Source organism: Halorubrum sp. (assembly GCF_046498025.1).
Lineage (GTDB): Archaea > Halobacteriota > Halobacteria > Halobacteriales > Haloferacaceae > Halorubrum.
The window spans coordinates 66,901-77,099 of record NZ_JAWOBM010000076.1; the positions used below are offsets into that span (position 1 = coordinate 66,901).

Consider the following 10,199-nt stretch of genomic DNA (forward strand, 5'->3'; position numbering starts at 1 on the left):
CCCGGCGTCACGGGTCGGTGGTCGCCCCGCCTCAGTCCTCGGTCTCGTAGTGCTCCCCGGCGGCCGCCGGGAGCCGCGTCCGGCCGACTAACGCGAGGACGACGATCACGACGACGTACGGGATCGTCTGGACCAGCGTGTCGGGGACCGCGTACCCGAGCTGCTGGAGCCGGATCTGGATCGCGTCGAGGCCGGCGAACAGCACGCCCGCGCCGAGCGTCCCGAGCGGGTTGTAGTTCCCGAACAGGTACGCGACGATGGCGATGAACCCCTTCCCCTGCACCATCGTCTCGCCGGAGCCGACGAACTGGCCGATCGACAGCGCGAGCGCGGAGCCGCCGATGCCCGAGAGGACGCCGGACAGCAAGACGCCCGCGTGACGCACCTTCGAGACGGAGACGCCCACGGTGTCGAGCGCCTTCGGATTCTCCCCGGCCGCCCGGAGGTGCTTCCCGAACGCGGTGCGGTTCAGCGCCCACCACGAGACGAGCGTCGCGACGACGACCATCACCGCGGAGTACTCCCACCCGACGCGCGCGCCGAGGTTCGGCGTGTTGACCCCGCCGAAGAACACCGTCGACATGAACGGCGCCAGCCCGAGCGCGATGAGCCACACCGCCAGTCCTGCGATGATCTGGTCGGCCTTGAACTCGATGCACACGATCCCGAAGACGCCGGCGAGCGCGGTCGACGCCGCGATCCCGCCGAAGAATCCGACCCAGATGGCCGGCACCCCGAAGACGGCGTTGCCGATCCCGACCACGGAGGCGACGTACACGGACATGAACGCCGAGATGATCAGCAGCCCCTCCAGCCCGATGTTGATGACGCCGGACTTCTCCGCGAAGATGCCGCCGAGTCCGGCCAGCACGATCGGCGCCGCCAGCCGCGACGTCGACGCCGCGGTGCTCGACGAGAAGACGATCCCGGCGAGGTCGCCGGCGACCGATTCGGGGAACACCAGCCCGAGCAGCCCCAACAGGCCGAGCACCGTCACGGTGCCCACGACGAGCGACCGCACGTAGTCGTCGTCGATCAGGTCGTCGAGGATCGGAATCGACACGTCGGCGAGCGGGTTACGCATCGGCCTCACCTCCCTCGACGGCGGCCGCCTCGTCGGTGCCGCCCGCATCCGGTCTCCTCGGGCCCCGCGAACTGAGTCCGACGTACTCGCCGATCATCCGGAAGAACTCCGGCATGGCCACGAACAGGATGATCAGCCCGCGCAGCACCTCGACGAGCTCGGTCGGTACGCCGGTTCGGAAGCCGATCTCCAGGGCGCCGCCCTTCAGCAGTCCGAACAGGAACGCCGCCGGCAACACGCCGAGCGGGTTGTTCCCTGCGAGGATGGAGACGGTGATCCCGTCGAACCCGAGCGCGGGGACCGACGCCATCCACCGTCCCTCCGACATCAGCACCCACACCGCGCCGCCGACGCCGCCGATCGCGCCCGAGAGCGTCATCGCCCGGACGGTCGTCGCCTTGGCGTTCACGCCGCCGTACTCGGCGGCGGCCGCCTGGACCCCGCTGGTGCGCAGGTCGTAGCCGAACGACGTGTGCTCGACGACGTAGTAGAGCGCGCCGATGAAGCCGATCCCGACGAGCAGCGCCAAGATGGCGAAGTCGCTGGACTGCGGGAAGAACCACGGGAGGAACTGGGCGTACTCCGGGACGTACGCCGTGGCGACCACCGACGAGCCCTCGGCGCGGAACACCTCCAACACGAGCACGTACGCGATGTTCGCCGCGATGAAGTTGAGCATGATCGTCGTGATCACCTCGTTGGCGTCGGCGTACGCCTTCAGCGCACCCGGTATCGCGCCCCAAAAGCCGCCGCCGACGGCGCCGGCGACGATCCCGACGACGATCAGCGCCACGCCCGCGACCGGTCCCGTCGGGAGCAGCGGCGCCGCCGCGAGCACGGTCAGCGCGGTCGCGAGCCCCCCGACGACCAGCTGTCCCTGCGTCCCGATGTTGAACAGGCCGGCGCGGAACGCGACGGCGACGGAGAGCCCGGTGAAGATGAGGAGCGTCGTCTCCGAGAGCGTGAGCCCGAGCGAGAGGTTGAACGGCGACCAGTTCGGGTCGAGCAGCCCGGGCTCGCCGACCGCGAACGGGTACCCGAGCGCGCCGTTGAACAGGACGAGATACACTTCGACGGGGTCGTAACAGAAACCCATCCCGATCAGCGGCATCGTCCACTCGGCGGTGCTACACTGGGCGATCCGGCCGGAGACGAGCACGATGACGAAGCCGACGACGATCGACAGCAGGATCGCGGCGACGCTTATCAAAAGGCGCTCCGCGACCGAGCGGTCGACGAACGGCGCGATGACGCGGCGGGCGAACGACGGGAGCCGGTCCGGCCCGGCGCTGCTCACGTGTCCACCCCCTCGTCAGCGCCCGCGGCTCCGTGGATCGCGGCCTCCTCGACGGAGTCGTCGTCGTCGAGCGTCTCTCCGGCCATCAGGAGGCCGATCTCCTCTTCGGTCACCGTGGCGGGGTCGACGATGCCCGTGAACTCCCCCTCGTGGAGCACCGCGAGGCGGTCCGAGAGCCCCTGCACCTCGTCCAGCTTCGAGGAGACCAACAGCACGGCCTTCCCCTCGGCCCGCAGTTCGAGCAGCCGGTCGTGGAGGAACTCCGTGGAACCGATGTCGACCCCTCGGGTCGGGTGCATCGCCACGACGAGGTCGGGGTCGCGCTCGAACTCCCGACCGACGATGAACTTCTGCTGGTTGCCGCCGGAGAGCGACCCGGCCTGCACGTCCACGGTCGGGGGACGCACGTCGTAGCGCTCGACGACCGACTCCGCGTGGTCCCGCGAGGCACGCCAGTCGAGTCGACCGCCCTCGGCGAAGGGCGGGTCGTGTTGGCTCCCCAGGATGCCGTTCTCGGTCAGGTCGTACGACATCACGAGCCCGCGCTCCTGGCGGTCCTCCGGGATGAAGGCCATCCCGCGGTCGATGTGCTCGCGGCGGGTGGCCTCCGCCATCGGCTCACCGAGGTACGTGATCGACCCGGCGGTCGGGTCCCGCATCCCGGTGATCGCCTCCACCAGCTGTGACTGTCCGTTGCCGTCGACGCCGGCGACACCGAACACCTCGCCGGCGCGGAGTCCGAAGGAGATCCCCGACACCGCCTCGACGCCGCGGTCGTCCTCGGCGCGGAGGTCGGTCACCTCCAGTACCTTCTCGCCGGCCTCCTGCGGCGTCGTCGCCGGCTCCATCAGCACCTCGCGGCCGACCATCATCTGCGCGAGCTCCTCGCGGGTCACGTCCGCGGCGTCGACGGTGCCGACCTTGACCCCGTCGCGCAGGACGGTGATCTCGTCGGCCGTCGAGAGCGCCTCGCTGAGCTTGTGCGAGATGAAGATGATCGTCTTCCCCTGGTCGGTGAGCTCCTCGATGACGCCGTACAGCTCCCTGACCTCCTGCGGCGTGAGCACCGCAGTCGGTTCGTCGAGGATGAGCACGTCGGCGCCGCGGTACAGCGCCTTCAGGATCTCGACGCGCTGCTGGACGCCCACGGAGACGTCCTCGATCCGGGCGTCGGGGTCCACGTCGAAGCCGTAGCGCGCGCTCAGGTCGATGACCGCCTCGCGGGCGGCCTCCCTGTCGACCCGGAGACCCCCCCACGTCGTCGGCTCGTTGCCCAGGACGACGTTCTCCCAGACCGTCATCGGGTCGACGAGCATGAAGTGCTGGTGGATCATGCCGACCCCCGCGTCGATCGCGTCTCGGGGCGAGTCGAACGACTGGGGTTCGCCGTCGAGGACGACGGTTCCCTCCGTCGGCTGGTAGAGGCCGTACAACACGTTCATCAACGTGGTCTTGCCGGCGCCGTTCTCGCCGAGCAGGGCGTGGACGCTCCCTCGCTCCACCGCGAGGTCCACGTCGTCGTTCGCGACGACCCCGGGGAATCGCTTCGTAATGCCGTCCAAGTGGACCGCCGGGTTCATTCACCCGTAACTCCGCGCCGGAGGCTAAAAGAGCGCGGATTCCGAACCGACGTCCCGCAAAACTGTTGTCTTATCAACCGGAACGTTCAAAAAGTCGTGGTTTCGCGGTCAAGACGAGCGGCTGCGACCGAAAGGTCGCCGCCGTGTCGCGCTCAGTCGTCGTCCGTGGTCTCGGGGACGTCGATGTTCCCGTCAATAATCTCGTCGCGCGCGTCGGCCACCGCCGTCGTGATCTCGTCGGGCACCTCGTCGCCGATCTGATCGCCGTACACGCACTCGACACCGTTCGACTCCAGCCCGAGGGCGACCGTCGATCCCCCCTGGTGGTCGTCGTCGACGACGTTCGAGATCGACTCGTACACCGCGGTGTCGACGCGCTTCACCATCGAGGCGAGGATCACGTCCGCGAACGACTCCTCGGAGACCGACTGGTCCTGGTCGACGCCGAACGCGAACCGCTCCTCCTCCTGTGCGGCCTGGAACACGCCGACGCCCGTGGCGCCCGACGCGTGGTAGATGATGTCGACGTCGCTCTGGTACATCGACAGCGCGGCCTCCTGACCGCCCGAGGGGTCGGCGTAGCTGCCGACGTAGCTCGTGGTGACGTCGACGCTGTCGGACACGTACTCGACGCCGGCCTCGAAGCCGGCCTGGAACCGGCGGATGACCGGGCTGTCGACGCCGCCCACGAAGCCGACCCTCGCCGAGTCCGGGTCGGTCTCGCCGGCGCCCGCGGAGAACTCCGTCTCGGTCAGACGGGCGGCCAGCACGCCCATCAGGAACGACCCCTCCTCCTCGCGGAAGAGGTAGCTCGCGACGTTCGACTCCTCGACCACGGTGTCGACGATCATGAAGGCCTGGTCGGGGTACTGGGGCGCGGTCTCGGAGAGCGCGTCGCCCTGGTTGAACCCGATACAGGAGACGAGATCGTACTCCGGATCCGTCGAACTGGCGTACCGCTGCTGGAACTGCCCGAACTCGCCGGACCCGTCCGGTTCGGCCTCGTTGTACGCGATCCCGAACTCCTCTTCGGCCTGCAGGATGCCCTGCTGGGCCGCGTCGTTGAACGAGTTGTCGCCGAGCCCGCCGTCGGAGTAGACGATGCCCACGGCGGCCGGGGCGTCGTCGCCGCCGTCGGAGCCGTCGTCGCCGTCCGAATCGTTACCGTCCGAGCCGTCGTCGCTCGGCCCGCCGCTGCAGCCGGCGAGGCCGATGAGGCCCGCTGCGCTTGCCGCCTTGACGAACCGCCGCCGATCGAGGTCGGATACCATGTCACCTACAACGGGGCGGGAGCGCGGCATAAATTCGTCGCTCTTGCCGCCCGGGAGTGCACGTTCTCGCATATCGACCGACCGAACATCGACGGTTCGGGCCGTTCGAGCCCGAACGTGTTCACGTTCGTGGTATATAAGAGTCGATCGGCCTGTTACTAAGAGTCGATCGGCCTGTTACTAAGAGTCGATCGGCCTGTCAACCGTCCTCGGCCGCGCGCACCGCGTCGACGACGACCGCACGGACGTCCGCGACGAGTTCGTCGACCGCGTCGCTCTCGGCGTACACTCGGACGTACGGCTCCGTGCCGGACGGGCGGACGAGCGTCCACGACGCGTCCGCGAACTCGAGGCGGACGCCGTGGTCGGTGTCCACGGCCGCGTCGGGGAACGCCGCCGGCAGCGCGGTCTCCAGCCGGTCCATGGCGTCGGCCTTGGCGTCGTCGGGACAGTCGACGCTGACCTTGCGGTACGGGCGTTCCGCGATCGGCTCGCGGAGGCCGTCGAGCCCCTCGTCGGCGACGAGCCGGGCGATCACGGCCGCCGAGGCGACGCCGTCGATCCACTCGCCGAGGGCGACGTGGATGTGCTTCCACGGCTCCGCGGCGAAGACGACGCGGGTGTCGGCGGCGGCCGCCTGCCCGTTCGCCGCCGCCTCCTCGCGGACCGCCGCGATGCCCTCGTGGAGCGCGCCCAGCCGCACGCGCTCGACCCGACCGCCGGCCTCGCGGACGCGCTCGTCGATCCGCCCGGAGGCGTTCGGCGTCGTGACGACCACGGGGTCGACGGCGTCGCTCGCTCGCGTGTACCGCTCGGCGAGCATCGCGAGGACGGTGTCCTCGTGGACGACCTCGCCGTCGGCGTCGACGATCACGATCCGGTCGGCGTCGCCGTCGTGACCGATACCGAAGGCGAGTCCCGCCGGCTCGTCGTCGCCCTCGTCGGCCGCGCTCGGGCGACCGGGGTCGTCGACGCCCTCGTTGGCGTCGGCGACGAACGCCCGGAGGTCGCGGAGGGTCTCCGGAGTCGGCTTGCTCCCGCGGCCGGGGAAGTGACCGTCGACGTTCCCGTTGAGCGTGACGACCTCGGCGCCGAGCTCGCGGAGCACGGTCGGCGTCGCGGGCCCGGCCATCCCGTTCCCGCAGTCGACCGCGACCCGGAGCCCGTCGAGCGGGGCGCCGAACCGCCCCGCGTACTCGCGGACGTCGGCGAGGTAGCCGGCGAAGGTGTCGACCCGCTCCGTCTCGGTCCACGCGTCCCACGTCGCCGGGGGCTCTCGGCTCTCGACGCGCTCCTCGACGGCGCGCTCGGCCTCGCGGTCGAACTCGCTGCCGTCGCGGAACAGCTTGATCCCGTTGTCCGTCGGCGGGTTGTGCGAGGCGGTGAGCATGACGCCGTACCGTCCCCGCGAGGCGTGCGCGAGTGCCGGCGTCGGGAGCCGACCCGCGCGCAGCACGCGGACGCCGCCCGACGCGAGCCCCGACTCCATCGCCGCCGCGAGCGCGGGCCCGGTCACGCGGCCGTCGCGGGCGAGCACGACCTCCGCCGGACGGACGTCGTCCGCCGGGCGTGCGTCGCCGCCGTCGTCAGTGCGACCGTCGGCTCGCCCGCCGTTCCGTACCTCCGCCGCGACGGCGCGTCCGACGGCGAGCGCGAGCTCGGGGGTGACGCGCTCCGCGGCGCTCCCGCGGATCCCCGCTGTTCCGAACAGGTCCATACCCGCCTGTTGACGGCCGTTCGTTAGAAGTCGTCGGTTGCCGAGCGTCGGGTGTCGTCCGGGGCTCGACGGGCGTCGCGTTTATGCCGACGGCGGTCGCACGGTCCGGTCATGGCCGACCGCACGCGAGCGCACGTGTACGTCTCGGGTCGCGTCCAGGGCGTCTACTACCGCGCGACGACTCGGGACACCGCCCGGGAGAAGGGGGTCGACGGCTGGGTGCGCAACCTCGACGACGGGCGCGTCGAAGCCGTCTTCGAGGGGCCGGCGAACGCGGTCCGCGAGATGGTCGCGTGGTGCGAGACGGGGAGCCGCGCCGCCGACGTCGACGACGTCGACGCGACGCACGAGGAGCCGGCGGGACTGGACGGGTTCGACGTCCGGTGGTGACCGAGGGATGAGAGAACGCGTCGCGCTACGGCGTCACCGGGTCGCCCGTCGGGTCGCGGACGCCGAGCTCCTCCAGCGCGCGTAACACCACTATCGCCTCGACGACGTCCCGCTCGTCCGTGTAGGGGTCGTCGACCGCGTCGAGGGTCGCCTCGGCCTCGGACGCGAGTCGGGCCTCCAGCTCCGTCTGATCGGTCTCGCCTTTCACCGCCGACAGCAGCGCCTCGTGGTCCTCGCGGAGGTCGAGCGAGACGTGGGCCGCGTTACACCGCGACAGCGGGTGGGCGTCCATCTCGATCGCGAGGTCGCTCACGAGGTCCCAGTCGTCGGCGCAAAAGCGGAGCGTCACCGTCCCGACCACGTCGCGCCACGAGATCGGCTCGCCGTTCTTCAGCAGTCCGATCGCCCGCGGCGGCACCGCGATCCGGGTGTGGGTCTCGTCGCGGCCGCACAGGCAACAGGGGGTGTTCTTCAGTCCGGCGTACACGCCCGCCCGTACGGGCCGGAGGGTCGTGTGCGTTTCGCCGTCGAGAGCCGGTCGACCGCGACGCAGTATATAAAACGCCGAGCCCGTCGCCAACGCGTATAAGTAGATACCGCGGGCGAGCGGCGCGTGCCGCCGACCGCCCGGAGGGCGTGAGGTGCACGCGCGGCTGACGAGGCTGGGGAGGTGTGAGGTGCGGTTGCAGTCCCGTGAGCAGGGAGGGACCGGAGGTCCCTCTTGCAGCCGGCGCGTAGCGCCGGCGACGGCGCGGGCGGGAGCACGGAAGTCGCAGCCTGCGCAGCGATCGGAGTGAGCGAGCAGGACCTCCTTCCGGAGGTGCGGGGTGGGACTCAAAGGGGCAGTCGCGGGGGCGAAGGCGCGCGACCCAAGGACCGCAGGCCGCGAACACGGTGAGTGGTCGAGGACCGCAGCGAGCGCACCGAGCCCTCGCGACTGGGGCTTTGGAGGTGTTCGCCGGCGATCTGCTGGTGATTTATAAACGGCCGGCCACGGAGGTGAGCTTCACTCGCGGCTACCTGACGTTTTCGCAAACGAGTTCCTACCCGTTACATTCGGCGAGCCACTCGTGGGCCCAGTCGTCGATCTCCTCGAAGACGGGCGCGAGCGACTCGCCCTTGTCGGTGAGGCTGTAGTACGTCGCCACCGGCGACTCCTCCTCGAGGCGGCGGTGGACGAACCCGGTCTCCTGGAGGTCGTCGAGCACGCGCGAGAGGGTCCGGGCGTTCGCGTCGGTCTCCCGCTTGAGTTCGTTGAAACGCGACTCGCCGTTCAACAGCTCGTGGAGGACGACGAGCCGCCAGCGCGAGCCGATCTGTTCGAGCGAGTCGATGACGGGACACGGAGTGTCCGGGGCCGAGGACGTGTTCGTACCGGACTCTGCGTCGGTCGTTTCCGCCGGATCCGGCCCGGCGAGGTCCTGCGATGACATCGGTGTTATCTACTTACCCACTTGTCCGGGAAGCGATAAATAGATTGTGTTCGTATACGTAGTTACACGATGTTAGCTGACTTCACGACGCTACCGCTGCAGTTCGAGACCGCTCTCGCGGGCGAGCTCTTCCTGCTCGGCCGGATCCTGTTCGGCGCCACCCTCGCGTTCACGGGACTGAACCACTTCACGGACGTCGACGCCATGGCCGGCCACGCCGAGTTCAAGGGCCTCCCGGCGCCGCGCTTCTCCGTGATCGCCTCCGGGCTCGTGCTCCTGCTGGGCGGGCTCGGCGTCGTCGTCGGGGCGTACCCCGTCCTCGCGGCCGGCGCGCTCGCCGGTTTCCTGCTCGTCTCCGCCGTGACGATGCACGACTTCTGGTCGGTCGACGACCCGGGGGAGCGGCAGAGCGAGATGACGAGCTTCCTCAAGAACGTCTACGGCGCCGGCGCCGCGGTCGCGCTGCTCGCCGTCGGCGGCACCGCGTGGCCCTACGCGCTGGGCCTCGGCCTGTTCTGAGCCGGCCGCGACCGTTCCGAGCCGAACGCGACGCTTTCCCGCACCCGTTCGACCCCCAGTACCACTAACTGACTCCGCGACCACCGACGACACATCAATGACCGACGCCCCGCCCACCACCGGCCTGCACCACGTGACGAACATCTGCACGGACATGGACGAGACGGTCGCGTTCTACGAGGACGCGCTCGGCTGGCACACCGTCAAGCGGACGCAGAACTACGACGACCCGGGGACGCCGCACTACTACTTCTCGTCCACGCCGACGGGCGAGCCCGGAACCACCGTCACCTACTTCGAGTACCCGAACTCGCAGGGCGCGCCCGGTCCGGGCGCGAGCCACCACTTCGCGTTCGGCGTCGAAGACGAGGAGACGCTCCGCGAGTGGCAGGCGCACCTCCGCGAGCAGGGGGTGCGGGTCTCCGAGGTGAAAGACCGCACGTACTTCACGAGCATCTACTTCAGCGACCCCGACGGGCTGGTCTTCGAACTGGCGACGGAGGGGCCGGGGTTTACCCGCGACGAGGACGAACCCGGCAGCGAGGAGATCGACCCGTTCGAGAAGGGATACGAGAACTGACGCCCGATCGTCCCCTGGCGACGAACCGGAGCGCTAGGCGTCGCTGTCGGTGGTCTTCAGGTGTCGGTGATCGTCAGTCGTCCGGTGGTCGTCGTCAGGCGTCGCCGTCGGTCCATCGCTCGCCCGACCGCGACTCGACCAGCGCGGCGAACCGGTCCAGCGCGCGCCGGCAGACCGGGACGTACCAGGCCGCGACGATCGGGACCTCGACGACGACGCGACTGCGGTCGGTCTCGCCGGCGTAGCTATCGACCCGGTGGCCGGTTGCCGGGACCCCGGCGACCCGCCAGTCCCAGCGTCGTCCGTTGTACCCGGTCACGCGGAACGG

10 protein-coding genes and 1 pseudogene are annotated in these 10,199 nt (G+C 70.0%); 3 read left to right on the forward strand and 8 right to left on the reverse strand.

Going from position 1 to position 10,199, the window contains the following annotated elements; translation table 11 throughout:
• Window positions 1-31: 31 nt before the first annotated feature.
• The 5 genes from R6U01_RS13800 to R6U01_RS13820 all read right to left on the reverse strand — a co-directional run bounded on the left by R6U01_RS13800 (window position 32) and on the right by R6U01_RS13820 (window position 6,949).
• On the reverse strand, window positions 32-1,084 hold the full coding sequence (locus R6U01_RS13800) for an ABC transporter permease (protein ID WP_410287033.1): 1,053 nt from the start codon (window positions 1,082-1,084) through the stop codon (window positions 32-34).
• Window positions 1,077-2,381, reverse strand: coding sequence for an ABC transporter permease (locus R6U01_RS13805; protein WP_410287034.1), 1,305 nt, complete (start codon window positions 2,379-2,381; stop codon window positions 1,077-1,079). Before R6U01_RS13805 ends, R6U01_RS13800 begins: the two co-directional genes overlap by 8 nt.
• Window positions 2,378-3,961, reverse strand: a complete 1,584-nt coding sequence (locus R6U01_RS13810; RefSeq protein ID WP_410287035.1) for an ABC transporter ATP-binding protein — start codon at window positions 3,959-3,961, stop codon at window positions 2,378-2,380. Before R6U01_RS13810 ends, R6U01_RS13805 begins: the two co-directional genes overlap by 4 nt.
• A 152-nt stretch (window positions 3,962-4,113) precedes the next feature.
• A complete protein-coding gene (locus tag R6U01_RS13815) occupies window positions 4,114-5,232 on the reverse strand; it encodes a BMP family protein (RefSeq protein WP_410287036.1) in 1,119 nt (372 codons plus the stop codon).
• A gap of 199 nt (window positions 5,233-5,431) precedes the next feature.
• Window positions 5,432-6,949, reverse strand: coding sequence for a phosphomannomutase (locus tag R6U01_RS13820; RefSeq protein ID WP_410287037.1), 1,518 nt, complete (start codon window positions 6,947-6,949; stop codon window positions 5,432-5,434).
• 111 nt (window positions 6,950-7,060) lie between these two features.
• Between R6U01_RS13820 and R6U01_RS13825 the strand changes: the two genes are divergently transcribed.
• The gene (locus R6U01_RS13825) at window positions 7,061-7,339 is read left to right on the forward strand and encodes an acylphosphatase (RefSeq protein WP_410287038.1); all 279 of its coding nucleotides are present in this window, start codon (window positions 7,061-7,063) and stop codon (window positions 7,337-7,339) included.
• A 25-nt stretch (window positions 7,340-7,364) separates the two neighbouring features.
• On the opposite strand, the gene R6U01_RS13830 is transcribed toward R6U01_RS13825, so the two are convergent.
• Window positions 7,365-7,826 carry a hypothetical protein gene (locus R6U01_RS13830; RefSeq protein WP_410287039.1) on the reverse strand — a complete coding sequence of 154 codons (462 nt, stop codon included), beginning with the start codon at window positions 7,824-7,826 and terminating at the stop codon, window positions 7,365-7,367.
• Between the two features lie 556 nt (window positions 7,827-8,382).
• The gene (locus tag R6U01_RS13835) at window positions 8,383-8,772 is read right to left on the reverse strand and encodes a winged helix-turn-helix transcriptional regulator (RefSeq protein WP_410287040.1); all 390 of its coding nucleotides are present in this window, start codon (window positions 8,770-8,772) and stop codon (window positions 8,383-8,385) included.
• Window positions 8,773-8,841: 69 nt separating this feature from the next.
• Between R6U01_RS13835 and R6U01_RS13840 the strand changes: the two genes are divergently transcribed.
• Entirely contained in the window at window positions 8,842-9,291 is a 450-nt protein-coding gene (locus R6U01_RS13840) for a DoxX family membrane protein (RefSeq protein WP_410287041.1), read from the forward strand.
• 97 nt (window positions 9,292-9,388) lie between these two features.
• Window positions 9,389-9,871, forward strand: a complete 483-nt coding sequence (locus R6U01_RS13845) for a VOC family protein (RefSeq protein WP_410287042.1) — start codon at window positions 9,389-9,391, stop codon at window positions 9,869-9,871.
• 94 nt (window positions 9,872-9,965) lie between these two features.
• Here the strand turns inward: R6U01_RS13845 and R6U01_RS13850 are convergent.
• A pseudogene (locus tag R6U01_RS13850) lies at window positions 9,966-10,199 on the reverse strand (hypothetical protein); the annotation flags it as partial.